The following is a 24093-nucleotide window of genomic DNA, read 5'->3' as shown; positions in this document are numbered from 1 at the left end:
CCCAAAACGGCTATTCAGGCTCCGGCTCGAACGGTATCGATGAAGGCACGCAGCGCTGGCGCCATATGGCGCTGTTTGGGATAGCACAGGAACAATCCGGGGAATGCAGCACACCATGGATTGAGCAGGCTGATAAGCCTGCCTTCGGCAATGTGTTCTTCAACCGTGTCTTCGATGGGAAAGCCGATCCCGATTCCTTTGAGGGTCGCACCGAGCGCCATTTCCTTGTCACTGAAGATCAGCGGGCCTTCAACCGAAACACTGAACCAGGCGCCGTTCTCGAAGAATTCCCAGGCGTATGGCGTCGTCCGGCCCGGCCAGCGCCATCGGATACAGCGATGACCGACGAGATCGCGCGGGTGCTCCGGACGTCCATGGCGCGCGAGGTAATCCGGTGTCGCCACCACCACCTGCCGCAGCTCCGATCCCAAACGAACGGCGATCATGTCGCGCTCGATCACCTCACCTATGCGCAGCCCCACATCGAAACCTCCCGCGACGATATCAGTGACCTCGTCATCGACCGTGATATCGAGCAGCACGTCGGGGTAGCGTTCGGTAAAGCCGGCAAGAATGGGTTCGATGTGTTTTCGCGCCGCTGACCGGAACGAATGCACCTTCACTGTTCCGGCGGGATTCTCCCCCGTACGGCGGGCCTGCGCGACGGCATGTCCCAACTCGAATGCCGCGGGTCTGACCCGCTGAAGCAGATTTTCACCGGCTTCCGTCAGGGACACGTTCCGCGTCGTCCGGTGAAGGAGGCGCGTCTCCACCCGTTCCTCGAAATTCCGCACCATTTGGCTGAGTGCCGAAGGCGAGACGCCGAGGCTGTCGGCAGCCCGGCTGAAGCTCAGAAATTCGGCAACGGCGATGAAGGCGCGAAGCTGATTGTAATCATGTCCGGCGAGCAAAATATCCATTTTTGCAGCATACATTACTTAGCCCACCTAACAAGCTATGTAATTTTTTGGTGTATTATAAAGAGGAAGCCCTCATGGCATTGTCTCTCCAGTTCATCAAAGAGGTTAGAAAATGACAGTTTGGTTCATCACCGGAATTTCACGTGGCCTTGGCAAAGCCCTTGCGGCGGCGGCATTGGCAGAAGGGGATACCGTGATCGGGACAGTCCGGACGGGGCCGTTCGACCTTGAGCATGATCGCGGCACTTTGCATGTCCTGACTGTCGATCTCGCCGACGGTCAGGCGGCGGCTGCCAGCATAACCAAGGCCTTTGCAATGGCGGGTCCGATCGACGTCATCGTCAACAATGCCGGATACGGGCTGCTGGGTGCGCTGGAAAAAGCATCGGATGCGGATGTGGAGAGACTGTTTTCCGTCGATGTCTTTGCGCCATTCCGGATCATCCGGGCCGCATTGCCTCACCTTCGCGCGCAGGGCCACGGTCACATCATCAACATCACGTCGATCGCCGGTCGCGCGCCAACCACCGGATCAGCGGTCTATGCTGCCGCCAAATATGCGCTTGAGGGCCTCTCCTCAGCCTTGGCACTGGAGGTCGCGCCGCTGGGGATCAAGGTAACGGCGGTTGCGCCCGGTGCATTCCGGACGGATTTCCTCTCGTCTCACTCGATCCGCAAAAGCGATGCCGAAGATGCCGCCTACGCCGAGACGGTTGGACGGAGTTCCGCCGCCTTCGATTCCGCCGCGGGCCGGCAGCAGGGCAATCCGGATTTCGCGGCACAAGCGATCATCGCTCTCACCCGCTCCGGCAACCCGCCGCTTCATTTGCTTCTGGGCAGCGATGCGCTGCGCCGCGCCCGGAGCAAGCTGGATCAGATCGCCGATGAGATCGATGCCTGGGAAGATATCACCCGCAGCACCGATTTCGCGACAGATGAACGGCATGGGTTGGGATGAGACCGCTAGGCGCGTAAAGCGGCGGCGGGGCTGGAACGCAAGGCGGCAAGAGCGGGAACAATGGAAACCGCTGCCGCGACGGCGAGAAAACCGGCCGCCAGCCACAGATCGTCCGGCGCGAATTCGACAGGCAGCCGGACGGCCGTCGACGCGGTCAGCCGCGCGGAGATCGCTGACGCTGCAGCATAGCCGAGAGCTATTCCCGATGCGATCCCCGCGACGAACAGCAGGAAAAGCTCTCCCCACACGAGCACGATGATCGAGCGAACCGGCGTGCCGAGCGCGCGCAAGGCGCCGATCTGACGCCACCTCGTCCCGACATGCATGATCGTCACCAATGCGATCGCGGCGATGACGATGGCCTGCGTGCCCAGGGCGATGGCCAGAAGCAGGCTGCGGGCGTCGCCCAACGTCGCGTAGAGCCGCGTCAGCACCTCTGCCGGGAAAACGCCGAGCGTTGCGCCCGTGCGGTATTCCTGCCGCAGGCGGTAGGCGTCGGCAACCGTCTTCGGCTTGACGAGAATGGCCGGAACGCCCGGCGACTGCGCGTCGAAATGCTCGTCCAGCGGCGCATCCGCATCGACATGGCCGTGCTCATGCTCATGGCCATGATCTTTTTCCCCGGCATCGTGCGACCCGGCTTCCTCGTTTTCATGGTCATGATGCTCTTCACCATGCATGCCGTGAAGCTGCCATACGGCCCGGATCGGCACCAGGATGGCGCGATCCCAGGCGGTTCCGGTCGGCGTCATGCGGCCGGTCACCGTGTAGGCAATGGCCGTATGGGTTTCACCGCCCGTTTCCGCCGTGCCGTGCATCGGCTTGATTTGCGCGCCCGGCGACAGCGCCACGTCAGAGCCAACCACCGCCTCGCCAAGGCGCGAAAAATGCGCCCCTTGCGACAGGTTCGGAGACAGCGCCGAAATCAGGCTTGTCGTGGTGCCGACGATCGGAAAGCCGTCTGCCGAGTCGCCAAAGCCGACGGGCGCCGCCAATTCGACGCGCGGATCGTTAGCGAGGCGGCCAAGAACGGCGCCATCCATCAGCGGCAGCGGTGCCGGCTGCAGGAAAACGGCGGAAAGCGCCAACTGGGTTTCGCTGCCTGCGGCTCCGACCAGCAGGTCAAACTTCTCGGCCGCACGCGCACTGCCGAGCCGGACAGCCCGCTCCTGCAGCGTCACGGTCACGCTTAACGCCACCGACAACGCAATGAGCACCACTACGGCGAGCGCCCCGCTCCAGAAACGCCGCAGGTCGGCAAAAATGAATGTCATCATTGCGCGGCACTCTCTCCACTATCCTCGTCGACACGCCCGCTCGCCAGGCAGATGCGGCGGCCAAGACGCTCCGCCAGGAAGGCATCATGCGTGACCACCACCAGCGTCGTGCCCTGCTCTGCTGAAAGCCGCAGCAGCAGCTCGGCAACCTCGTTGCCCGCATGGCGGTCAAGACTGGCCGTCGGCTCATCCGCGACGATAACGCCGGGGCGCTGCAGCAGCGCGCGGGCGACGGCGACACGCTGCATTTCACCGCGCGACAATGTCTCGATCTTCTGACTGACCCGGTCGATCCCGGTGGCCGCAAGCAGCGTCAGAGCGCGCTCCCGTTCCCCGGCGGTCAGCCGGCGGGCGAGCCTGACTGGCAGCACCACGTTTTCGAAAGCGGAAAGACCGGGAAAAAGATGAAAATCCTGCATGACAAGGCCGATATTGCGCGCACGAAAAGCATCGCGCTGGCCGGAGGAAAGGCGGGTGATATCCGTGCCGTTCCAGGAAACCTTGCCGTGCGTGACGTTTTCCAGGCCGGTAATGGCATTCACGAATGTGCTTTTGCCCGAGCCAGAAGCCCCGGTGATCGCCAGCTGGCCGCCGGCCGGCAAATGAAATCGTTCGATGGCAAGGACCGGCGCCGCCAGGCCCGGAAAGTGCATTTGTAGATCGGAAACATCGAGCGTGAGCATGGCGTCAGACGGTCCTGAAGGCGGCGTTCCGGAGACGCAACTGGCTGATGAAGCCGGTTTCCGGATCAGTCCAGGAGCCGAATTCCAGGACGCCGCGCGCGACGATCGGCGCATTGAACTGGACGAAGGTCTGCTTGGCCGAGAGATAGACGACCATGATGTTGTCCGGCCAGTCGGCATCGGACGAACAGAACGGGCAGAGCGACATCGGGATTTCCGTCAGGACGAAAAATGCCGCTTCCGCCTTGAGCGGCGGCGCCATGAAGCCGCTGATGGCAACCTCCTGGCCGCTCAACTGCTTCACCTTGTCGGAAAATTCGAGACCGAGCGGACCAAAGCTTTTGTAGAGCTCGCCGAAGCCCAGCTTTTCAGCGGCGCTTGCGCGTGCGGCAATGCCCATGAAAGGCAAGACCGCAGCCGCCGTGAGCAGCGCCCGGCGGCCGATGGCAAAGGTCTTCTTTTCCGTCATCGCAATCTCCTTAAACAGCAAGACAGGCGGCCGAAAGCCGCCCGCCCTGTTCGTCAACCGGACAGATTTACATCTTTGACGCGCCGAGTGCGAAGGCGTCAGCCAGGACGCGATAGACGTCGCTCTGTTCCATGTAGCCGCGGAAGCCTTCCGCGCCCGGGCCAACGGCCTGCAGCACGACATCGTCCACCGCATGAACGCCGCTATCCTCATCGCGCGGAATGTTGCCCTGAACGAAGACGGCGCCGGGCACGTCCTTGTAAGATTCATTGGCAACATATTCCTTCTTCTCGTTCTGGATGGCCGGAACGAAAGGACCATCGAGCTTCGGACGGAAGGTCTCGTAATGGTCAGGACCGTTGTTGGCTGCGATGAACAGACGGCGGGAGACATCGACGCGGTCCGGATAGCCGTCGCCGTCCTTGTCTTCATAGTTCGGGAAGCCTGCTGCGGCATAGGTGCCGACCTTGTCGCGCATTTCCGTGCCCGGCTTGTCATCATCGACGGTGCCGATGATCGAGACGCCATGCGTGTGGTCGCCGGTGACGACGATCAGCGTATCCGGGTTCTTTGCCTGGAAGTCGCGTGCAGCCGCGATGGCCTTGTCGAATTCAATCGTGTCGACAAGAGCACGATCCCAATCGAGGGGATGGCTCATCTTGTCGATGGACGCAGCCTCCACCATCAGAAAAAAGCCATCCGGATTCTTCGACAGCCTGTCGAGCGCCACCTTGGTCATATCAACCAGGCCCGGCTGGTTGGGGAACTTGTCGACAGTGCCCTTCTTGAGGAATTCACGATCGAGCGTGACGTCGAGATTGCCGGTGTGGAAGAGACCAAGCAGCTTGTCCTGATTCGAGCCGGCCGCGGCGGCCAGTTCGTTCTTGTCGGTGGCGAGGGCGTAACCCGCCTCCTTGAAGAGCGCGATATAGTCCTTGTCGTCCTTGCGCTTCGAACCGGGCACGTCCTTGGCCAGGAAGTAGGCCGAGCCGCCGCCGAGCAGCACGTCCGGCTTGACGTTGTACATCATGCCGACGATGTCGGCCTTGTCGGCACGCTTGCGCGTATGGGAAACGAGGGCCGCAGGGGTCGCGTCCTGCACTTCGGATGTCGTCACGATGCCGAGCGACTTCTTGCCGGTGCGGCGCAGAGCCTCGCCGATCGTTTCAACCTTCGGGTCGTCCTGGCTGGCCGGTGTACGGTCAGCATAGACGCCGAGCGCATTGACCGCGGACTTGTGGCCAGTCATGTAGGCCGACATGGTGTTGGCGCTGTCGGTGGCGATGGCCGAGGTCGAGGACGTGCCGATGAAGGCGACGGGCGGAATGTCATCCATGGCAAGGCGGCCATTGGCTTTCCCCTCGGTCATGCCCTTGGACATGAGGCGGGCGCCGGTGCGGTGCGCGACGGAAAGGCCGTCGCCCAGCAGGAAGATGATGTTCTTGGCTTTTGGCGTGTCAGATGTCGTGTAGACATCCCAGCCGACGGACTTCTTCTCGTCGCCGGCCGATACCTCGACCTTGTACTGGCCGGGCTTTGCGAGCTTGATGTCACGCAGGATGAGCGCGGATCCGAGCACTTTGTCTTCGGCACCCTTCTCCTCGGCGACGAATTGGGCAGCCTTGCCGAAAACGGCGTCGTAGCTCTCGCCGTTGATCGTGACCTTCACGTCTTCCGGCTTCACAACCTTGCTGAATTCAACCTTGAAATCGAATGGCGAGCCGGCAAGGACCGTGGCCCGGTCCAGCGGATAGATCGTTGTCGCATGGGCCGCCCCGGACAAAAGTGCCGCCGACGCCGCCGCAAGGAAAAGTTTACGCATTTCATACCCCCAAACTTGGTTAGCTTCCCCCTCCCTTTATAAATCCCCGATGACAGCCAGATGAAATCGCGCCAGTTTTTGCAGCTATCGGCCTTGAGGACACGATCGTCACCGTACGCGCTCGCCATGGCGCGTCCTTTTGCCGGGCCGGATAGTTACCTGAAACGAGCGCGCGGCCCCTATTCCCGTGTCATTGACATGGCTTGAAATAGGTGCCCGGCTGATACCTATTCTTCCATCCATGCGCCTGCTAGAAAGGCACAAATGGCCCAAGCCTCGCTTCAAAACATCGAGCGAGCGTGCCGCAAGGGGCTTGCGCCTGGCCGGGAAGCGGTACACAGCCGATTGTCAGCTGGCAACAGTGACGTATTCGAACAGGGGATCGACGCACATCATGCATGCAGGCCGGTTGCCAGCCCTTCTGACCGGGCTCACTCTGCTAGGCGGAATCACCGCCTCTCATGCCATCAGTTCGGATCCCGGCGTTTTGGTTGTCGAACGGGTGCGCGGCACACCGCTTGCGTCCTATCGCGAAGCCGATCTTGCGCAAATATTCGCCTACCTTGACATCACGACCCAGACGCCTTGGACCAACGGTGAAAAGCGGACATACAGGGGCTTTTCGCTGCTGGAAATCCTTAAGAAGAACGGCCTTGCCGATGCCAAGGTGGTTATCGGCATTGCCCCCAATGATTTCGCTGCCAGAATCGACATGCGGGAAATACAGAAGTACCGCCCGATCGTTGCGTCACAGATCGCGTGCAACGCAACCGAAGCGCAATCGGGGGCCTGTACCCAAGGCAAGATGCGATCGCTTGAAACCGAGGATTTTGGACCGTTCTTCATTGTATGGCCATACGAGGAGCTGCCGCAATCGTTCGATCCAAGCGATCATTCCAGATGGGTCTGGTTCTTGTCCGAATTGCAGCCCGATCAATGAACAGCAGCGTTTCGATCGTCTTGCAGATGCGTGCGGAAAGGCTTCATTCAAACTGCTGGCAGATTATCTGATGCACCTTTTTCGGACTTACGGAGCCTACGTACTTGGATTGATTTTTGGCATTTGCGTGCTGTTCGGTCTTGTTTCCTTCATTGAAACCAACAGCGCGCGCAACAAGTCCAATGGGGTTATTGCCGAAGTCAACGAAATCCAATGGCGCTCCAGTCAGGCGCGTGAAAAAATGGTGAGCATCATGGGGTGGGCGAGACTGGCCGCTCTCACCAATGCTCCGGATTACCGCGCGAAAATCCTCACCGACAGCACATATCTTATCATCAACACCAAAACGCTTGTCGGCCTGACCTATACCAGCAAAATAATGCCTCAAGCGGATATAGATCAGATGAGAGCTCTCCTCGATTTCGCCAACAAGAGCATCAAACCCCAGCTCCAGCTTGCAAATCCGGACTACCAGATGATCGTATCGGGGCTGGAGGAACTGTGGCCGCACATTGTCCTGACAACCACGGGAAACCTGGGAAACACGCAAAAAAGGACCGCTGATCTCGAACAGAAAGCGCTGTACGACAATCTCTTCCTGGCCTTTACCTTCGCATTTGCCCTGGTGATAATGGCGATGTTCATGGCCTTCGTCACCTACCGCAGCAAATCGCTCTACAACAATCAGGTCCGGCAGTTCGCGCTGCTCTTTTCCCACATGACCTTTACGCGGATAAGCGGATTGTCGATGTGGATGCACGAGACACTGACGCCGGACGACAAGCCTGATCCGATGCTCCTCGACATGGCCCGTAAACGCATCACCGATCTTTCGGTCGTGACCGATTGGCTGGCGCGCATTGCATATCCAAAATTTGATCAGGACAATACGCCTATCGTTACCTTGGGCACGATCCTTGATCAAATAGATCGCTCGGACGCCGCCGTTGTGCCGACACTGCGCGCCAATATCAAGGCAACCCAGCTGCTGGTACCCCAAGGTCAGTTTCACCTAATGCTTCAGGAGCTTTTGCGTAATGCCAAGGACGCGGTCGATGGTGTTGCCAATGCCGAGATCATCATCAGTGTCGACATCCGGCAGCGATGGACGATTGGCGGAAATCTGATCATCGTGATTGAAGATACCGGGGTTGGAATGACCGCCGAGCAAATAAGAAAAGCCACGACGCCCTTTTTCTCGACCAAGGGCGAAGCGCGCGGTCACAGCGGCCTGGGTTTAACCGGGTGCGCGCGGCTGATTCAGACAATGGGCGGCTCTCTTTCCATTCAATCCGCCAAGGGCAAGGGAACCCGGGTAACCCTCTCCTGCCCGCTCTCCAATCTTCCCGCGATAAGATGGAAAGTCACCTGAACAAAATTCCGGAATTTGGCAGAAGACAGAACACAGCGCAGATGGCAGGACGATCGCCAAATTTCTCTGTCTGGCGGTATGGTGCTCGTTCGGCTTTAAGGGCATAATTGTTCTATAGTGCCGCAGAGCACATGGGAGAATTTATGGCAGAATTGGACAATGATCCGGAGTTATCGAAACTAGCCAGATACCTGATACACCAGTCACTACCCTTGGCCATTACCACGTCTGGCTACAACCCAACCACGCGCGATCTCGAAATGATCGAACAGGCTCTGATGGCACGCTATGGACCGGACCTGGCCAGTGTATCCGTACGGGAAATTGATGGTTTTTTGCATCAGCGCTTCAAGAAGATGGGGGAGAGCCCGAACAAGCGGGCAATCCGCCGTCTCATCCGCATTGTGACCAGCAAGATTAAAAGCCGCTCTTGAGAAGACAGATCGACCATCCGATGAACGAATATGCCACGGGCGCCGGTCAGTGCCGGCCTGAATGGGCAAAGGCCTCTCCCGGTGCTGTCAGCCAGCCCGATAAAGCACGCGCTGCGGCCCTGCCCGCAACGAACCGATCCATCCCCCATGTTTCAACCTGTCCCGGCCGTGCCACCCGGCTCATCTGGCGCATGGTATGCCCGGCAGATGACAAGATAGCCATCGACGGCGAAGCAATGGCGAAGTAAACAAGAAGATGTAAGCCAAGCTCTTAAAAGGACGGCTTTCTACCCAACGGAGTTTGAAGATGGCGTATCCCGTCGTACATGGTGTGACAATCCCGATCGACAGCCAGGAAGTTTCACCGACTATTTGGGCGGCACTGACCAAAGGCGACTATGAAGCCAGGGAAGTGCACCTTGTTACCCATGCGGTCCAGCCCAATGACAGGGTGCTGGAATTGGGAACCGGTCTGGGCGTCGTCACGTCGATCATGGCACGGGTGGAAGGCACATACATCTGGTCCTTTGATGCCAACCCGTCCACGGCGCATCTGGCGGCGCGAGTCATCGAAGCCAACGGCCATGAGAATGTTGAGTTGACGACCGGGGTACTGACAGCCGGCACACCCAAACGCTTCAAGTTCTATATCCGGCGTGATCTCTGGATGTCGTCGGTTTATGAACACCAGGGACCCTATGAGAGTACGCTCGATGTGATTTCCGGCGACATTGATCAATTCGTCGCAAAGCACGCGATCAATGTCGTGGTCATGGACATCGAAGGTGCGGAACATGGCCTGCTTATCGATGCGGCTCTTCCCGGCGTCGAGCGGGTTTTCGTCGAGCTGCACGATCACCTGTATGGATTGATTGGCGTGAGGGAAATCATGGCGGCACTTGCTGCCAAGGGCTTTGCCTATGACCCGCGCGCCTCCAGCGGCGCATGTCTGGTTTTCACCCGCAGCGAAGTCACGCGCGAATATCAGTTGGAGCAGGTCAATGCGCGTTAGCCTTCTGGCGGCATTGATGGCTGGTTTGCTTGGAGTGGCAAGCCCGGCATGGGCTTCGGATCCGACCGTACTGACTGTCGAGCCAGACGGATCCGGTCCTGCCACGCGCTATACCGCCGATCAATTGCAATCGAGCTATTCCATTGTGACATTGAAGACGGAAACGCCGTGGACGGCCAAAGCGGAGACCATCACATATCGCGGCCCGCTCCTGATGGATGTGCTCAAGCAGCACAAGCTGGACGGCGACGTTTCGATTGAAGCCTCCGCTTACAACGAATTTCGTTCAAAGATCAAAATGGACGAGGTGAGGCAATACCATCCGGTCCTGGCCTATGAGCGCGCCTGCACGAAACCGGATCGGGACAATGGCCGGTGTACGCCGGGACAGGAATTCACCCGGCTCACGCTCGATGACTCAGGTCCATTTTTCATCGTTTGGCCGCAGGATAAGCTTCCGCCATCCTATGTTCCCGCGCGCAATGCCATCTGGGTCTGGTTTGTTGTCAATATCCGCGGTGTGAAATGAAAAAGAGGCTCCTCAAATCCGCGTGGTTTCTACCTTATGTAGCCCTGGTCGCCGCGATGATCTTGAGCAGTTGGACGTTTCTGAGAACTGATACCTATCGCGCCCAGACCGATACGCTTCTCAACCGGACCTTCGAAATTCAATGGCGCGCGGCGCAAATTCGCGAACAACTGGCGATCGCAATCGGCAATCTCAGATTGGCAATGGCCACCGGCAAGCTCGATCCCGAATTTCCCAACAATATTAAAATCATCGACCTGAATATCAGGTACCTGCGCGCTCAACCGGGCGTTGAGGACTGGTTTGAAGCGGAAGGCATGAGAAAGCTGGGCCGCGCGCAAGACCTGCTGCAGACCGGCGTGAAACCATTCATCGACCGTTCGGACCAGTATTCCAGCGTTCTGTCGAGTTTGCTGCATATCAAGGAAGACATGATCGACATTTCAGGCGCTGCGGTTGATCAGAGCACGACATTGAGCGCAACATCACAAATACGGGCCAACGCGCAACGCAACACCTTTTTGTTCGCAATGGCCGTTCTGGCAGTCATTCTGGCCGGCCTGTTCATGCATCAAAGAGCGCTTTACGAGCGCCGGAAGGACCATCATATCCGTTCCTTCTCCACCTTGTTTGCGCATATGACGCGGACACGCATCGCCGCCTTGATGTTGTTCCTCGAGTTTCTCAAGGAAGATCAGCCGCCCGATATGAACATGGTGGGAGCGGCCCGGAAAACCGCGTCGGAATTGGACACTATCAACGCCGGGCTTTTGAGAATTGCATACTCAACCAAGCCAACCGTTCATGAAACCCTCGGATCGGTGATTCACTCCGTCATATCGGACCGCAAGGCCACGACCTTGCTGGATATCGACGACGACGCAGCCAGGACCCATGTGCCGAATTCACAGTTTCACCTCATCATCGATGAACTGATCGCAAATGCCGAAGTTGCCGTGAAAGACAATCCTCATGCCTCCATCGGCGTTTACGCCCGCGTGAAGCGGCCCTTCCTGTTCCGGCCGCAGCTGATCCTGAGGATCAAAGACAATGGAATTGGCATGAACGAAAACCAATTGAAACTTGCCGTCACACCGTTCTACTCGACGCGGGATGGCGGCCATGTCGGATTGGGTCTGTCAGGCTGTGTTGAAATGGTCCGGACCATGGCCGGCAAACTCAAGATAAGTTCCGCTCCCGGAGCCGGGACAGAAGTAACAATTCGCTATCCGTTGCGCCCGGCAAATCAAAAGCCGGGGGTGCAGCCGGCACGCGCCTGATCTGGCCTGCCCTCAAAAGTGGTCATTGGCTGTTCACACGAGGGACCGCGCCGCGCGGATGTCCGAGCATCGCCGCCCTTTCATCGTCGGTCAGGGAATAGACGAAGTTCTCGCAGGCGTGACGAAGCGCAGCCCAAAGCGGGTCGAGCAGCGATATCATTTCGCCGGTTTTGGGAAAATCGCTCTCGCATACGTAATGCGACTGGACCACATGCCGGGCACCCATGGATTGAAACACCGGCCGAAGACCGTAATCAAGCGCCAGGACATGGGCGAGGCTGCCGCCCGTGCCGAGCGGCAAGACGACCTTCCCAGCCAGCGCAAACTGCGGGAGCACGTCCAGACCCGCTTTCAACAGGCCGGAAAACGATGCCTTGTAGATCGGCGTGGCGATGATCAGACCATGGGCGGCGGCAACCTTTTCCAGGAACGACGCCACCGACGGGGCCTGCGCGTCGGCTGACAGCAAGGCACCGGGATCGAGATGCCGCAGAACGACGTGCTCCGTGTCGATTTTTTGTCCGCGCAATTCTTCCAGGACCGCCTCGACCACCCTCGCGGTCTTGGACGTGGCGGAAGGGCTTGCGGATATGGCCAGAACTTTCCGGTTGCCCATGGACGAACTCACGCTTTTCCGGCCCGGACGCGATCCGGCGCTTCGCGACGGACAGCAAATGCATTCTGCGGGCGCGCCAGCCCCAGACGGTCGCGCAATGTGCCGGGCTCGTACTCGGTTCTGAACAAGCCGCGCCTTTGCAATTCCGGCACCACGGTCTGCATGAAATTCAACCAATCCTCCGGCAGCAGCGGAAACATCAGGTTGTACCCGTCAGCCACCCCCGAAACGAACCAGGCCTCCAGCTGATCAGCGACTTGCGAAGCGGTCCCGGCAACCAGCGGAACCGAGCCGGTATTGGCGATCTTGCGGGCGAGCTGGCGTATGGAAAGACCCTTGTTGGCATCGTCCTTGACAAGCGCCAGCCACGTGCGCCAGCCGTTGAACGTACCCTCGTCAGGCAGGTCCGGTACTGGTCCATCGAGCGGATAGCGGGACAAATCCACCCCCGCCCAACTGGAAAGGAGATCGACGGCAACCGCATCGAGCATCAAAGTCTCGAGATAGTCCTGTTTTTCCTGCGCCTCGGATGCGGAGGCAGCGACGATCGGCAGGATACCCGGCAGGAGTTTGAGGCTTTCCGGCGCGCGGCCATATTTCGCCAGGCGGCTGTTGATATCCGCGCGATAGCTCAGCCCTTCCGCCTCGCTGCGAATGACGGCAAAATGCACATCCGCATGTGCCGCAGCCAGGTTTCTGCCCGCATCGGACGACCCGGCCTGGACGATCACCGGATGGCCCTGCGGCGGCCGCGGTACGTTGAGCGGCCCCTTTACCTTGAAGTGCTTTCCCCGATGGTCGAGATAATGCACGTGTTCACGATGGGCGAAAAGGCCGGTGGCCTTGTCGATGACGAGTGCATCGTCCTCCCAGCTGTCCCACAGGGCCTTGGCCACATCGAGGAACTCGGCGGCACGCTCGTAGCGGACCGCATGCTCGATATTGGCATCGCGGCCAAAGTTGGCGGCCTCTTCTTCCAGAGCCGACGTCACCACGTTCCAAGCGACCCGGCCTCTGCTGATGTGATCCATCGAAGCAAACATGCGGGCAGTGTTGAATGGTTCGTTGTAGGAACTCGACGCCGTCACCATGAAGCCGATGTCCTTGGTGACTGCAGATAGAGCCGATACGAGCGATAAAGGCTCCAGCCTGGGATTGGCATAATGCGCCAGCCCGCTGCCATAGGTGTTCCAGATGCCGAGATGATCGGCGATGAAGATCGTATCGAGCTTGGCGCGCTCCGCAGCCTCTGCCAATCGGCGATAGTAATCCAGATCGAGAAACTCGCGGACGGGTGCACGCGGGTGCCGCCATGACAGGCGATGATCTCCCTGGGGATTGAAGAAAAAGCCAGCTAAAATCATCTGACGGCGCGGCATGGCAGACCTTCCCTTGGCCGGTGTTTCGTTGATCACGCTTGCTCCGGAATGGCCGTATCCTGCGCTGCCAGCTAAATTAGGCGAGGCTTTCCCTTTGCAAAAGCGATGATTTCTGCAAGAAAGATAAGTTCAACTTATCTATTTCGGGGTGATGGGATGACGGGTATCCCCTCTTTACGCGGCTTGCAGGCGGTCGAGGCCGCCGCCCGCTGTGGAAGCTTTGTCGCTGCGTCCGAAGAATTGGCGATTTCGGCCGCCGCGGTCAGTCAGCTCATTCGCGCACTTGAGGATCAGGTGGGGCGCAAGCTGTTTCATCGCATCAACCGGCGTGTCGTGCTGACCGAGGCCGGATTGGAGATTTTTCCGCGGCTTGCCAATGCCTTCAATGAACTCAGGAGCGTGTCGCGTGAGCTTGGCAGCGGCAATCAGCGGTCCTCGCTGGTGGTGTCGGTGGCACCATCCGTTGCCATGGGCTGGCTCTCCTCGCGTCTGCCGCGATTCGTCGATATCCACGGCCCGGTCGACATCTCCCTCAGGGGGGAAGATGATCCGGTGCCATTCGACCGCGATCTCATCGACATGCGCCTGTCCTACGGTGTCTTTCATTATCCGGAACATGTCACCGAAGCGATTGGCACCGATGCGGTCTATCCGGTGTGTTCGCCGCAGTTCCTGGCCGGGCATGACCCGATGGCCTCTCCGGAAAGGTTGCTGTCAGTCCCCTTGATCCACACCGACTGGGGACCTGCGGGAGCCTCCTTTCCATCATGGCGAAACTGGTTCGCCTCCGCCGGTGTGACGCCCGGCCGCCATATCCAGCATGGGATGACTGCCAACTCGTCCATGGCTGCGCTCGACCTGGCGCGCGGCGGATTGGGCATAACGCTCGCGCAGGGATTGTTCTGTGCCCGCCAAGTGGAAGCGGGAGAGCTGGTGGTTGCCTGCAATCACGTGCTCGACCTTGCCAATCCCTATTGCATCACCACGCCGCGCAGAAGCACACAACGGTCCGTTGTTGCGGCTTTCAAATCATGGTTCATCGATGAATGCCTGCGCTGTGTGAACGCGCCCGCACTGTTGGCGTCCAAGCTTCAGAAGTAGCCCGGCGGCCAACAGCTTCAGCTCCGTCACCTGCCGGTATCCCGCAAACGCTCCGCAAGGCGGGATACCTCATATCCAAGCGGACGGTCTTCGACGAGAGGTCCGGCAATGGAGCGCACCAGATCATGGGTCTGCTGCGTACCGCGGCCGCAACGGTGACCCGCGCGCAGATCGACGGCCTGCGCCCCAGCCAGCATTTCGCAGGCAATGAGATGGCGCCAGAGGCCGAGCATATCGGCGCATTTTGCAACCGCGAGGAGCGTCTGGGTGGCGTGATCCTCAACCCCTTCGGAAACGGGCAGGAAATCCAGCATGACCGGATTGGCCTTGTGCCGGATCGCACCAGCGAGCGCCGTAACCGTCTTCTGCAGCGGGACAAAACCGGCGGATGCGCCGCCGACCGATGAAAGGTAGCGCGGCAGGCCATTGCGGCCGGAGCCGGTCAGTTGAATGAACCGGGCCGCACAGGCAAGCGCCGTCTGCGCAATGGCAAGTCCCAGGGTTTCAAACGCCAACGCCAGGGACGGTGTGTGAAAATTCCCCGTTGAAAGCACCCTGTTCTCATCGACAAGCACCAGCGGATTGTCCGCCGCCGCATTCAGCTCGATCTCCACGGCTTCTCTTGCTGCATCCAGCGCATGCGCCAGCGCTCCGTGGATCGAGGCGACACAGCGCAGGCTGAGCGGGTCCTGAATGGCCGCACGCGCCTCATGCAGCGACGAGCCTTCGAGACGGGCAAGAATCTCTTCGGCTTCCTGTACTTGCCCGGCTGCCGGGCGCGCGCGCTGAATCGCTGGGGTAAGGATCAGCGGGTTGCCGCCAAGCCCCTCAAAGCTGAGCGCGGCCGCCTGCCGCTGATAGTCGAGCAAAACACGGGCATCGGCAACGGCCAGCGCACCCTTCCCCGCCGAGACCGCCGACGCATTGAGAAGCGACAACCCGTCCTTCGGACCAAGCACCGAGGGTCGAAGACCAGCTTTTGACAGAGCTTCGGCTGAGGCGAGCACCACGCCGTCATATTCGGCCTGCCCCTCGCCGATCATGGTCTGGGCAATGGCAGACAGCAGAACAAGATCACCTGCACCGATCGACCCGATGGATGGGACCAGCGGATGCACCTTGTGATTGATAAGCGCGAGCAGACCGGCAAAAACATCCGGCGACAGGCCGGAACCGCCGGTTGCCAGCATGGAGAGACGCGCCGCCATGACGGCCCGGGTCTCGTCGCGCGGCAGTGCGGGGCCGACACCGGCACCGCGTCCGCGCACCAGCTGCGGCTGAAACTCACCCGTTTCATCGGCAACCGCCGTCTTGAGATTGGCTCCAAGCCCCGTGTTCAGGCCGTAAATCTGCTGCCCGGAAGCCGCTGCCGCATCAAGCACGGCCCTCGCCTCGGCCAGCCTGGCCCATATGCCGGGCGTCGCGGTGACGATAGTATCCTGGCGCGCGACGGCGGCGATATCGGCGCTGGTGACGCCTGATCCCGAGAGAACGAGCGTGTTCATGCGAACCGCAGCCTTTGGCCGATATTGTTTGCCCTCGCCTTCTCGAGCATGGCATAGCCGAGCGCGATATCGCTGAGCGACAGGCCCCTGTGCCAGAACAGGATGGTTTCGCCGTCGTTCTCGCGTCCCGTCCTGTGACCGGCGACGATCTGGCCAAGTTCCGCATGCAGCGTCTGTTCGGACAGCTTGCCTGCCTCGACATGGGCGCGCAGCGAGCCGAATTTGCCGCCCTTGCACTGGCCCCAGTCATCAACCACCAGCTTGTCCATGATATCGGTGAGCGACAGTTCCACCGCGCTCATCGTGCCGTAGGGCACGACGAAGGCGCCGGGCTTGATCCATTCGGTCTTCAGCATGGGCTGCGGTTCAGGCAGGCGCGATGCCTCGACCACGATATCGGCACCCTCGACACAGGCCTGCCAGTTATCGGTGACGGTTATCGGTTTGCCGAGATCATCGGCGAGTTTTTTGGCAAAGGCATCGCGGCTTTCCGGACGGCGCGAATGCACGCGAATTTCATCGAAATCATAGAGATGGTCGAGCAGCCGCACATTCCAGTAGGCCGTCCCGCGCGCGCCGATGTGGCCAAGCACCTTTGAGTTCCTGCGTGCCAGATGTTTTGCGCCGAGCGCGGTGATCGCGCCGGTGCGCATGTCGGTGATGACAGTGGCATCCAGAATGGCCTTTGGCGCACCGGTGCGCGGATCGAACAGATTGAGCACGCCGAATTCGGAAGGGTAGTCCAGCTTATAATTATCAACGAAATCGCCGACGATCTTGACGCCCGCCAGATTGAGCGGCGCCACATAGCCGCGCAGCACGTTGAAATGGCCATGAAACGTTTCATCAGGCTCCAGGTGCACCCGCGGCTCGATCACGGTCTGACCATTGCCCTGTGCGGCAAGCGAGGTTTCGATGGCGGCCAGAATCTCCGCATCGGTCAGTTGCAGCGCCTCGATGTCGAGGGCATTCAGATAGTCGATATAGATCGGTTTCATGCTGTTCTCTCTGCTCATGACGAACGGGCTGGTGTTCTGACACCCAGATTTTCCCGCAGCGTGCGCCCTTCATATTCCCGGCGGAAGAGGCCGCGGCGCCGCAGTTCCGGCACAACCAGTCTCACAAAATCATCAAGCCCCGTGGGAAAGAGCGGCGGCATGACATTAAACCCGTCGGCTGCCTTGCCGCGGAACCGTTCTTCCAGCGCATCGGCGATCTGGACGGGTGTGCCGATCAGCTGCCAATGGCCGCGCGCTCCGGCGAAATGCCGTGCCAGTTGCCGGATGGACAGGTTTTCCCTGCGGCCGAGATCGATGATGAGCTGCTGCCTGCTCTGGATGCCGTCGGTCTGCGGCATATCCGGCAAAGGTCCGTCGAGCGGATGGGCCGACAGGTCCTTGAGGCTGAGATAGCTCGCCAGCAGCGCCACGCCGACCTGATCCGGGATCAGCTCCTGCAGCGCTTCATACTTTGCCCGCGCTTCACTTTCGGTCTCGCCGACGATGGGTGAAACGCCGGGCATGATCTTGAGATCGTCCGTCTGACGGCCAAATTTCGCCAGCCGGGCTTTCACATCGGTATAGAAGGCCTGCGCCTCGCCCATGGTCTGGGCGGCGGAAAAGACCACATCGGCGGTCCGCGCGGCGAGATCCTTGCCAACATCGGAGGCACCGGCCTGCACCATCAGCGGCCTGCCCTGCGGCGATCTCTGGCTGTCCAGTACGCCCGTGACGGTGAAATGCGTGCCACGGTGATCGACCGGATGAAGTTTTTCCGGATCGGCATAGACGCCCAGTTCCCCGTCGAGGACATAGGCCCCCTCGTCCACGCTATCCCAGACAGCGGCTGCAGCCTCGGCAAATTCCTCTGCCCGTTCATAGCGCTGGCCATGCGGCCGCAAGCCGCTCGAGACAAAGTTCTCCGCTTCAAGGTCACTGGCGGACGTCACCAGATTCCATCCGGCCCGCCCGCCGCTGAGCTGATCGAGCGCGGCGAATGTGCGGGCAAGGCCATAGGGCTCGTTATAGGTGGTGGATGCCGTGGCAACGAGGCCGATGCGGGAGGTATTGACTGCCAGCGCCGCCAAGAGACTAAGCGGCTCAAAACTGGTCGAGCGCGCCGCCTGGCTGGCGATCTCCGGGTTGCGCTCGCGAATGGCCGCGGCGTCTTCGATAAAGACCATGTCGAACTTGGCCCGTTCGGCTGTCTGGGCCAGCTGGATGAAATGGCCGATATCGGCCCCAGCATTGGCATGGGCGTCGGGATGGCGCCAGGCTGCGATGTGATGACCACCCGCCATGAGAAAGGCACCGAGTTTCATCTGGTCCGCACTCATGATGCTCGCTCCTGCCGGACCGGATGCGCAAGACCGAGATGGCCGCGCAATGTCACGGCATCATAGGCAGGACGGAACGCACCGCGCCGCCGCAATTCCGGAATGACCTCATCGACGAAGCTGGCAATACCTTCGGGCGCACGGGGCGGCAGAAGAACAAATCCGTCGAGACCGGCCGCCGCTGCCTGCTTCTGCATCTGGTCGGCAATGCCGGCAGCCGTGCCGGTGGGGGGAACGATGTTTGCCAGCAGCCGGATATCGCCGCGCTGGCGCCCATGCGCGCCAAGGCGTTCAACCAGTTTGATGGCAAGTGCTCCCAATGTATCCGGCAGGAAAACCACATCCGCCGAACGGGCGGCAATCTCAACAGTGTCCGGCGTCAGGACATGGCTGATCACCGGCCTGCCCTGCGGTGACAGATTGACATTCAGCGGGCCGCGCACGGTGAAATGCGCGCCCTTGTGGTTGAGGACATGCATTTTATCAGGTTCGAAAAACCGTCCCCGCGCCTTGTCATGGACAAAGGCATCATCGTCCCAGCTGTTCCAAAGCCCGGATACCACGGCAAGATATTCCTGATCGCGATCGGGATCGCCGGAACCGATGACGTTCCAGCCGGTACGCCCGCCGCCGATCAGATCGAGGGAGGCAAAACGCCGGGCGAGATTATACGGTTCGTGCTGATGCGTTGCTGCGGTGGCAATCAAGCCGATCCTGCGCGTAGCCGTCGCCAGCGCCGACACCAGCATGGTTGGCTCGAACGGCACGGCAAGCGGCGACAGATCATCATGAGGCCGCTGACCAAGGCTATCAGCCAGCAGGACGAAATCCAGCCCGCCAGCCTCGGCCTGTTTCACCTGCGCCGCCATGTGATTGAAATCGAGCGCGTCCAGCTGGCCGCTTTTTGCGCGCCAGGCGGCCGGATGATGGCCGAACGGCGTCAGCGACAGGCCGATATGCATCATTCCGCATCTCCGGCGCTGACACGGATTTCGTCGACCTTTTCATTGTAGAACGAGATCAATCCCTTGATCCGTCCGCTTTCGTGGAGCGGCTCTGGATAATACCAGACGATGTTCTCGTGGCGTTTTCCATTGAGATCGAAGTGATAGTAGGACGCCCTGCCCTTATAGGGGCAATAGGTGTGCAGCGCGCTATCCGCCAGCGTCCCGGCGATCAGATCCTCCACGGGAAAGTAGTAACGCGGGATCAAACTGGTCTCGAACAGGAATACCGCGCGGTTCGTGCGCGCCACCAGCATGCCATCGACAAAGACCTCGACACGGCGCTTGCTGTCGATCGTGTCGACCCGCCAGTGAACATTGCGCGGGTGGCCGAAGATTTCCTCGTCTTCCTCGAACCAGCGCACGGCGCTCCACGCGACTGTCACATAATCCGCGAGTTCAGGCACGCCTTGCGGCACATGCTCGTAACTCCAGGCGCTGTCCCCAGCACCGTCAAGCGACCAGTAGCGCCTTGCGCCGAGTACAGGCGATGCCCCCGACTTTTCCGATGGCTGGAGAACACCATCACGGAAATCCGCTTTTGGCAGGTAGTAAACGGGATGGCCGCCATTCTCATAAATGACAATGGCCTGCGTGCTGTCGGCGATCACCTCTTCACCCAGTTTCAGGCGGATACGGCGATAGGTCGGTTCGATCAGGACAGCGGGAACTTCCCGGGAACGATAGCTGATGGACATGAGCACTCTCCAAAGGTGAGTTTCTATCGGCAGGTCTGATCGGACGGGATGCGATCAGACCGAAAAAATCGCGTCGCGGGTCAACCGGCCGGTGACGGTCCCGGCCGCATCCACGACGGCAAGGACATCGCTGTTTGCGGCGACCATCAGCGCCAGCGCATCGCGCAGGTTGCTGGTGGAGGCAATGGGATGCGCTCCGTCCCGCGGCCTGTCCGCCGTCATGGCATCGCTGACAGTAAACAGGCTCAGACGCTTGATCGCCCGGTCTATGCCGACGAAGTTTTCGACAAATGCGTCAGCGGGGTGGGAAAGGATCGCATCGGGCGTGTCATACTGGACGATCCTGCCGCTCTTCATGATCGCGATGCGGTCACCCAGCCGAATGGCTTCATCCAGATCATGTGTCACCAGCACGACTGTCTTGCGCACCCGCTGCAAAATCTGGCGGAACTCGTCCTGCAGGCGGGTGCGGGCAATCGGGTCGATGGCACCGAACGGCTCGTCCATCAGCAGCACGGGCGGGTCGGCCGCAAGCGCCCGTGCCACGCCGATGCGCTGCCGCTGACCGCCGGATAGCTGCCGGGGATAGCGCTTGAGCATTTCCGCCGGGTCAAGACCGACGAGATGCAGAAGCTCGTCGGTGCGGCTCCTGATCCGCGCCTCATCCCAGCCAAGCAGCCTGGGCACGGCAGCGATGTTCTGGGCGATGGTCATATGCGGAAACAGGCCTACCTGCTGGATCACATAACCGATATGGCGACGCAGGATCACCGGATCAACCTTGGTGACGTCTTCTCCGTTGACGATGATCCTGCCTTCGGTCGGATCGATCAGCCGGTTGATCATGCGCATGGTTGTGGTCTTGCCGCAACCGGACGGCCCGATCAGCGCCACCGTCGAGCCTTCGGCAACGGTCAGGCTGAGATCATCAACCGAAGCAGCGCTGCCTTCTCCATAGCGCTTGGTGACATGTTCCATGGTGATCATGCGGATGTTCTTTCTGCGAAGAAGATTTTTTCGGCGAGGCCGAGCGTGAATTCCGTAGCCAGCGCCAGGATGGCAATGGGTACCGCGCCAACCAGAAGGCGCGACATGTCCATCATGCTGATGCCGACGGCGATGAAATCGCCAAGGCCGCCGCCGCCGATGAAAGGAGCGAGCGTTGCACCGGCGAGAACCTGAACCGCAGCGGTGCGCGCACCGGCGAACATGGCAGGGGCAGCCAGCGGAATGCGTATCTTGCGCAGCACCTGGCCGCGGCTCATGCCCATGCCAATGGCAGCTTCCACCGCATCGGGATCGACATCGCGCAGCCCGATAAAGGCATTGAGCAGGATGGGCGGCAGGGCAAGCACGGTCAGCGCGACGATCGATGGCCACAGGCCGATACCGAGCAGCGGCATCATGATGGCGAGAATGGCAAGGCTGGGGATCGTGCGCAGCGCATTGATGGAATTGATGACTGCAAAGGCCAGTCCGCCGCGATTGATGATGAGCACGGCAAGCGGCAGGCCGATAGCCAGCGCAAACACCAGCGAGACACCGGACATGACCAGATGCTGGCCGAGCGCCCGCAGGAACTCAGGCTGGTTGTTGACGATCCAGTTGAAGGCGGTGATCAGCATGTCAGATCCTCAACGCCAGCGAACCAGGGCTTTTTCCGCCTGGCTCAGAACGAGGTCAAAGAACGTCGCCATCAGCGCCGTCAGGATACCGCCAACGAGGATTTTCTCCGTGTAGCTCTGGTCGATGCCCATCAGGATGATGGTTCCAAGGCCGCCGCCGTCGATGAAGGCGGCAACAGTGGCGATGCCGATAACCGTTACCAGCGCGATGCGGATGCCGGAAACGATGAGCGGTAGGGCCAGGGGCAATTCGATACGCACCAGCCTTTGCCAGGCGCTGTAGCCCATGCCATCGGCGGCATCCAGCACATCGGCGGGAACGCCGCGCAGGCCGGTCACCACATTGCGCAGCAGAATCAGCAGGCAATAGGAGGAAAGGCCAACCAGCGCTGGCTTGGTGCCGAGGCCAAGCCATGGGATCAGCAGCGCGAACAGCGCAAGGCTGGGGATGACGAAGATGATGCCGGTGATCGTCAGAACAACGGCATAGAACCGCGGGCGCCGGGCGCAGATGATCCCAAGGATCAGCGCGATGATGAGCCCGATCAGAACCGATGAAACCGACAACACGAGATGCTGCCAGGTTGCGGTCAGAATTTCCGGAATGTTTTTGGGAGCCCAGTTCAAATGCGTCGTTCCATATCGGTCAGAATTGAAACAGCGGAGACAATCCTATCTCCGCTGTTTCCGGGATGTCCACGTGGCAGGTAAGCCTCAGAGGCCCTTTTCCTTCAGGAAGGCTTCCGCCACTTCCTTCGGTTCCTTCTTGTCACGCTCGACGGCGGCATTCAGCTCCCGCATGTTCTCATTGTTCAAGAGCGGGCTGACCTTGTTCAGGACTTCCGCGATCTTGGGATTTTTGGCCAGGGTGTCCTGGCGCACGACAGGCACGAGGTAATAGGGCGGAAACAGGTTCTTGTCGTCGGCGAGCACAACGAGCTTGTTGTCGGCGATCTGCCAATCCGTGGCAAAGCCATAGGAAACGTCGATATTCTTGCTGGTCAGGGCGCTGTAACGGATACCGAGCTTGGCAAAAATACGGAAATCCTTGAAGACGATGCCATAAGTCTGCTTGAGACCGGGCAAGCCGTCCTTGCGTTCGCCAAACCCGCCTTCCGCACCGAAGCTGAGGTCCTTCGAAACGGGTCCGAGGTCTGTCAGCGTCTTGAGCTTGTATTTTTCCGCGGTTTCGGGAAGCGTGATGATGGCATAGCCGTTGTTGATATTGGTCGGCTGGAGCAAGGTCAGCTGCAGGGTCTTCTCGTAGTAATCCTTGACTTCGCCGTAGATTTTTTCGGCCGAGCCGGAGAGATCGCCCTTCACCACCGCCGCCAGAGCGGTGCCCGTATATTCGGGATAAAGATCGATTTCGCCATTCAGCAGCGCCGAATGGGCAATCAGGGTCGCGCCAAGATTGGTGCGCCGCTCAACCTTCACACCGGCCTTTTCCAGCGCCTGCGCATAGATTTCAGCCACCACGAACTGTTCGGTAAAGTTCTTGCTGCCGATCTTCACAACCTGGGCAAAGCCCGGCGTTGCAGCGGCCAATGCCAATATTACCCCCAGCCCCATGGAGGCGACGTTTTTGAAAATCATGATTTACCCTGCGAGCTGACGTAGGACTTCAAGTATCCCACTGGTTTCGTTGTTCATTTCGCATGCTAGCAATCGGCGGGGGCAAGTTCGTAGAACAAACTCCCAATATTTCCCGGATAAGTAGAAATTATTTACCCGAGAATTGCAACCGCCCTGTCACCGGCTTGACCCGGCCAAACACAACGCGGTTGTGGCGGTAATAATTTTCAATTCTTGCGCGACTTGAGGAAACCCATGTCCAGACACCCCGGCTGAAAAGGGTTTCAATAGCTATCCTGATGCATGAACACGGCGACAACAAACCGATGCGTATCGAAGACATTCAAACAATGGCTCCATTGTCCGAATTCGAAATTCGCGAATTGTTCCGGAAGATGTTGAAGCTCACCGAAGATGCGCACGGTGCGACGGCTGCCGGCCGTCATGAACTGGATGTGGTGCAGAACGTCCTGAAATTCTCGATGGCGCGGCTGAAAGAACCGGACAGGCGCGGGATAGCCAACGACAATCCGGCGACATAGGCCGATTGTCTCCCGCA

General features: G+C 59.8%; 26 protein-coding genes. 10 read left to right on the top strand and 16 right to left on the bottom strand.

The genetic code is table 11. From position 1 onward, the window contains the following. Window positions 1-14 precede the first annotated feature (14 nt). Entirely contained in the window at window positions 15-920 is a 906-nt protein-coding gene (locus ACTJJ7_RS02695) for a LysR family transcriptional regulator (protein WP_440965195.1), read from the bottom strand. A 112-nt stretch (window positions 921-1032) separates the two neighbouring features. Here ACTJJ7_RS02695 and ACTJJ7_RS02690 point away from each other — a divergent pair, with 112 nt between their 5' ends. Further along, window positions 1033-1878 (top strand): SDR family NAD(P)-dependent oxidoreductase, encoded by an 846-nt coding sequence (locus ACTJJ7_RS02690; RefSeq protein ID WP_440965193.1) that lies wholly within the window; start codon window positions 1033-1035, stop codon window positions 1876-1878. A 5-nt stretch (window positions 1879-1883) separates the two neighbouring features. Here ACTJJ7_RS02690 and ACTJJ7_RS02685 read toward each other — a convergent pair whose 3' ends face one another. The 4 genes from ACTJJ7_RS02685 to ACTJJ7_RS02670 all read right to left on the bottom strand — a co-directional run bounded on the left by ACTJJ7_RS02685 (window position 1884) and on the right by ACTJJ7_RS02670 (window position 6129). After that, window positions 1884-3155: an FtsX-like permease family protein gene (locus tag ACTJJ7_RS02685; protein ID WP_440965191.1), complete on the bottom strand. Its 1272-nt coding sequence runs from the start codon at window positions 3153-3155 to the stop codon at window positions 1884-1886. Continuing rightward, the gene (locus tag ACTJJ7_RS02680; protein ID WP_440965189.1) at window positions 3152-3838 is read right to left on the bottom strand and encodes an ABC transporter ATP-binding protein; all 687 of its coding nucleotides are present in this window, start codon (window positions 3836-3838) and stop codon (window positions 3152-3154) included. The genes ACTJJ7_RS02685 and ACTJJ7_RS02680 overlap by 4 nt, the downstream gene beginning before the upstream one ends. 4 nt (window positions 3839-3842) lie before the next feature. Next, a complete protein-coding gene (locus ACTJJ7_RS02675; protein WP_130272736.1) occupies window positions 3843-4307 on the bottom strand; it encodes a hypothetical protein in 465 nt (154 codons plus the stop codon). Between the two features lie 67 nt (window positions 4308-4374). Beyond that, on the bottom strand, window positions 4375-6129 hold the full coding sequence (locus tag ACTJJ7_RS02670) for an alkaline phosphatase (protein ID WP_440965187.1): 1755 nt from the start codon (window positions 6127-6129) through the stop codon (window positions 4375-4377). Window positions 6130-6523: 394 nt separating this feature from the next. Here ACTJJ7_RS02670 and ACTJJ7_RS02665 point away from each other — a divergent pair, with 394 nt between their 5' ends. From ACTJJ7_RS02665 to ACTJJ7_RS02635, 7 genes are all read left to right on the top strand, one after another. Beyond that, window positions 6524-7069 (top strand): hypothetical protein, encoded by a 546-nt coding sequence (locus ACTJJ7_RS02665; protein WP_440965185.1) that lies wholly within the window; start codon window positions 6524-6526, stop codon window positions 7067-7069. A gap of 70 nt (window positions 7070-7139) precedes the next feature. Continuing rightward, the gene (locus tag ACTJJ7_RS02660; RefSeq protein WP_158531282.1) at window positions 7140-8441 is read left to right on the top strand and encodes an ATP-binding protein; all 1302 of its coding nucleotides are present in this window, start codon (window positions 7140-7142) and stop codon (window positions 8439-8441) included. Window positions 8442-8584: 143 nt separating this feature from the next. Further along, a complete protein-coding gene (locus ACTJJ7_RS02655; RefSeq protein ID WP_105733611.1) occupies window positions 8585-8875 on the top strand; it encodes a hypothetical protein in 291 nt (96 codons plus the stop codon). Beyond that, window positions 8872-9123: a hypothetical protein gene (locus ACTJJ7_RS02650; RefSeq protein WP_440965183.1), complete on the top strand. Its 252-nt coding sequence runs from the start codon at window positions 8872-8874 to the stop codon at window positions 9121-9123. Before ACTJJ7_RS02655 ends, ACTJJ7_RS02650 begins: the two co-directional genes overlap by 4 nt. A gap of 59 nt (window positions 9124-9182) precedes the next feature. Next, window positions 9183-9887, top strand: a complete 705-nt coding sequence (locus ACTJJ7_RS02645; protein ID WP_440965181.1) for an FkbM family methyltransferase — start codon at window positions 9183-9185, stop codon at window positions 9885-9887. Continuing rightward, on the top strand, window positions 9877-10416 hold the full coding sequence (locus ACTJJ7_RS02640; protein ID WP_440965179.1) for a hypothetical protein: 540 nt from the start codon (window positions 9877-9879) through the stop codon (window positions 10414-10416). The genes ACTJJ7_RS02645 and ACTJJ7_RS02640 overlap by 11 nt, the downstream gene beginning before the upstream one ends. A gap of 56 nt (window positions 10417-10472) precedes the next feature. Next, window positions 10473-11696, top strand: a complete 1224-nt coding sequence (locus tag ACTJJ7_RS02635) for a sensor histidine kinase (protein WP_440965177.1) — start codon at window positions 10473-10475, stop codon at window positions 11694-11696. 22 nt (window positions 11697-11718) lie between these two features. On the opposite strand, the gene ssuE is transcribed toward ACTJJ7_RS02635, so the two are convergent. Both ssuE and ACTJJ7_RS02625 read right to left on the bottom strand, forming a co-directional pair. Then, window positions 11719-12312 (bottom strand): NADPH-dependent FMN reductase, encoded by a 594-nt coding sequence (gene ssuE, locus ACTJJ7_RS02630; protein WP_440965175.1) that lies wholly within the window; start codon window positions 12310-12312, stop codon window positions 11719-11721. 8 nt (window positions 12313-12320) lie between these two features. Further along, entirely contained in the window at window positions 12321-13727 is a 1407-nt protein-coding gene (locus ACTJJ7_RS02625; RefSeq protein WP_440965173.1) for an LLM class flavin-dependent oxidoreductase, read from the bottom strand. A 120-nt stretch (window positions 13728-13847) separates the two neighbouring features. Between ACTJJ7_RS02625 and ACTJJ7_RS02620 the strand changes: the two genes are divergently transcribed. Further along, a complete protein-coding gene (locus tag ACTJJ7_RS02620; RefSeq protein ID WP_440965171.1) occupies window positions 13848-14792 on the top strand; it encodes a LysR substrate-binding domain-containing protein in 945 nt (314 codons plus the stop codon). A gap of 26 nt (window positions 14793-14818) precedes the next feature. Here the strand turns inward: ACTJJ7_RS02620 and ACTJJ7_RS02615 are convergent, their stop codons facing one another. From ACTJJ7_RS02615 to ACTJJ7_RS02575, 9 genes are all read right to left on the bottom strand, one after another. Continuing rightward, the gene (locus ACTJJ7_RS02615; protein ID WP_440965169.1) at window positions 14819-16297 is read right to left on the bottom strand and encodes an HAL/PAL/TAL family ammonia-lyase; all 1479 of its coding nucleotides are present in this window, start codon (window positions 16295-16297) and stop codon (window positions 14819-14821) included. Next, on the bottom strand, window positions 16294-17295 hold the full coding sequence (locus tag ACTJJ7_RS02610) for an ornithine cyclodeaminase family protein (protein WP_440965167.1): 1002 nt from the start codon (window positions 17293-17295) through the stop codon (window positions 16294-16296). Before ACTJJ7_RS02610 ends, ACTJJ7_RS02615 begins: the two co-directional genes overlap by 4 nt. A 14-nt stretch (window positions 17296-17309) precedes the next feature. Continuing rightward, window positions 17310-18632, bottom strand: coding sequence for an LLM class flavin-dependent oxidoreductase (locus ACTJJ7_RS02605; protein ID WP_440965165.1), 1323 nt, complete (start codon window positions 18630-18632; stop codon window positions 17310-17312). Then, a complete protein-coding gene (locus tag ACTJJ7_RS02600) occupies window positions 18629-19597 on the bottom strand; it encodes an LLM class flavin-dependent oxidoreductase (protein WP_440965163.1) in 969 nt (322 codons plus the stop codon). The genes ACTJJ7_RS02605 and ACTJJ7_RS02600 overlap by 4 nt, the downstream gene beginning before the upstream one ends. Further along, window positions 19594-20334, bottom strand: a complete 741-nt coding sequence (locus ACTJJ7_RS02595; protein ID WP_440965161.1) for a DUF427 domain-containing protein — start codon at window positions 20332-20334, stop codon at window positions 19594-19596. The genes ACTJJ7_RS02600 and ACTJJ7_RS02595 overlap by 4 nt, the downstream gene beginning before the upstream one ends. Window positions 20335-20388: 54 nt before the next feature. Continuing rightward, the gene (locus ACTJJ7_RS02590; RefSeq protein ID WP_440965159.1) at window positions 20389-21321 is read right to left on the bottom strand and encodes an ABC transporter ATP-binding protein; all 933 of its coding nucleotides are present in this window, start codon (window positions 21319-21321) and stop codon (window positions 20389-20391) included. Continuing rightward, complete coding sequence (locus tag ACTJJ7_RS02585; protein ID WP_130272749.1) at window positions 21318-21959, bottom strand: ABC transporter permease; 642 nt, start codon at window positions 21957-21959, stop codon at window positions 21318-21320. Before ACTJJ7_RS02585 ends, ACTJJ7_RS02590 begins: the two co-directional genes overlap by 4 nt. A 9-nt stretch (window positions 21960-21968) precedes the next feature. After that, window positions 21969-22586, bottom strand: a complete 618-nt coding sequence (locus ACTJJ7_RS02580) for an ABC transporter permease (RefSeq protein WP_440965158.1) — start codon at window positions 22584-22586, stop codon at window positions 21969-21971. Window positions 22587-22673: 87 nt separating this feature from the next. Continuing rightward, a complete protein-coding gene (locus ACTJJ7_RS02575; protein ID WP_130272750.1) occupies window positions 22674-23555 on the bottom strand; it encodes a glycine betaine ABC transporter substrate-binding protein in 882 nt (293 codons plus the stop codon). 329 nt (window positions 23556-23884) lie between these two features. Between ACTJJ7_RS02575 and ACTJJ7_RS02570 the strand changes: the two genes are divergently transcribed. Continuing rightward, the gene (locus ACTJJ7_RS02570) at window positions 23885-24076 is read left to right on the top strand and encodes a hypothetical protein (protein WP_130272751.1); all 192 of its coding nucleotides are present in this window, start codon (window positions 23885-23887) and stop codon (window positions 24074-24076) included. Window positions 24077-24093: the final 17 nt, after the last annotated feature.

Source organism: Phyllobacterium sp. 22229, assembly GCF_052056495.1.
Lineage (GTDB): Bacteria > Pseudomonadota > Alphaproteobacteria > Rhizobiales > Rhizobiaceae > Phyllobacterium > Phyllobacterium myrsinacearum.
Note: the sequence above shows the minus strand (reverse complement) of the source record. Positions and strands in the feature narration are given on the sequence as shown.

Bases quoted from the DNA above. Each gene is read 5' to 3' on its own strand.
- ACTJJ7_RS02620 (WP_440965171.1), top strand. From the start codon at position 13,848: ATGACGGGTATCCCCTCTTTACGCGGCTTGCAGGCGGTCGAGGCCGCC.
- ACTJJ7_RS02635 (WP_440965177.1), top strand. From the start codon at position 10,473: ATGATCTTGAGCAGTTGGACGTTTCTGAGAACTGATACCTATCGCGCC.
- ACTJJ7_RS02675 (WP_130272736.1), bottom strand. From the start codon at position 4,307: ATGACGGAAAAGAAGACCTTTGCCATCGGCCGCCGGGCGCTGCTCACG.
- ACTJJ7_RS02570 (WP_130272751.1), top strand. From the start codon at position 23,885: ATGGCTCCATTGTCCGAATTCGAAATTCGCGAATTGTTCCGGAAGATG.
- ACTJJ7_RS02645 (WP_440965181.1), top strand. From the start codon at position 9,183: ATGGCGTATCCCGTCGTACATGGTGTGACAATCCCGATCGACAGCCAG.
- ACTJJ7_RS02695 (WP_440965195.1), bottom strand. From the start codon at position 920: ATGGATATTTTGCTCGCCGGACATGATTACAATCAGCTTCGCGCCTTC.
- ACTJJ7_RS02610 (WP_440965167.1), bottom strand. From the start codon at position 17,295: ATGAAACCGATCTATATCGACTATCTGAATGCCCTCGACATCGAGGCG.
- ACTJJ7_RS02585 (WP_130272749.1), bottom strand. From the start codon at position 21,959: ATGCTGATCACCGCCTTCAACTGGATCGTCAACAACCAGCCTGAGTTC.
- ACTJJ7_RS02670 (WP_440965187.1), bottom strand. From the start codon at position 6,129: ATGCGTAAACTTTTCCTTGCGGCGGCGTCGGCGGCACTTTTGTCCGGG.
- ACTJJ7_RS02690 (WP_440965193.1), top strand. From the start codon at position 1,033: ATGACAGTTTGGTTCATCACCGGAATTTCACGTGGCCTTGGCAAAGCC.
- ACTJJ7_RS02665 (WP_440965185.1), top strand. From the start codon at position 6,524: ATGCATGCAGGCCGGTTGCCAGCCCTTCTGACCGGGCTCACTCTGCTA.
- ACTJJ7_RS02575 (WP_130272750.1), bottom strand. From the start codon at position 23,555: ATGATTTTCAAAAACGTCGCCTCCATGGGGCTGGGGGTAATATTGGCA.
- ACTJJ7_RS02595 (WP_440965161.1), bottom strand. From the start codon at position 20,334: ATGTCCATCAGCTATCGTTCCCGGGAAGTTCCCGCTGTCCTGATCGAA.
- ACTJJ7_RS02600 (WP_440965163.1), bottom strand. From the start codon at position 19,597: ATGATGCATATCGGCCTGTCGCTGACGCCGTTCGGCCATCATCCGGCC.
- ACTJJ7_RS02605 (WP_440965165.1), bottom strand. From the start codon at position 18,632: ATGAGTGCGGACCAGATGAAACTCGGTGCCTTTCTCATGGCGGGTGGT.
- ACTJJ7_RS02590 (WP_440965159.1), bottom strand. From the start codon at position 21,321: ATGATCACCATGGAACATGTCACCAAGCGCTATGGAGAAGGCAGCGCT.
- ssuE (WP_440965175.1), bottom strand. From the start codon at position 12,312: ATGGGCAACCGGAAAGTTCTGGCCATATCCGCAAGCCCTTCCGCCACG.
- ACTJJ7_RS02640 (WP_440965179.1), top strand. From the start codon at position 9,877: ATGCGCGTTAGCCTTCTGGCGGCATTGATGGCTGGTTTGCTTGGAGTG.
- ACTJJ7_RS02615 (WP_440965169.1), bottom strand. From the start codon at position 16,297: ATGAACACGCTCGTTCTCTCGGGATCAGGCGTCACCAGCGCCGATATC.
- ACTJJ7_RS02685 (WP_440965191.1), bottom strand. From the start codon at position 3,155: ATGATGACATTCATTTTTGCCGACCTGCGGCGTTTCTGGAGCGGGGCG.
- ACTJJ7_RS02655 (WP_105733611.1), top strand. From the start codon at position 8,585: ATGGCAGAATTGGACAATGATCCGGAGTTATCGAAACTAGCCAGATAC.
- ACTJJ7_RS02680 (WP_440965189.1), bottom strand. From the start codon at position 3,838: ATGCTCACGCTCGATGTTTCCGATCTACAAATGCACTTTCCGGGCCTG.
- ACTJJ7_RS02660 (WP_158531282.1), top strand. From the start codon at position 7,140: ATGCACCTTTTTCGGACTTACGGAGCCTACGTACTTGGATTGATTTTT.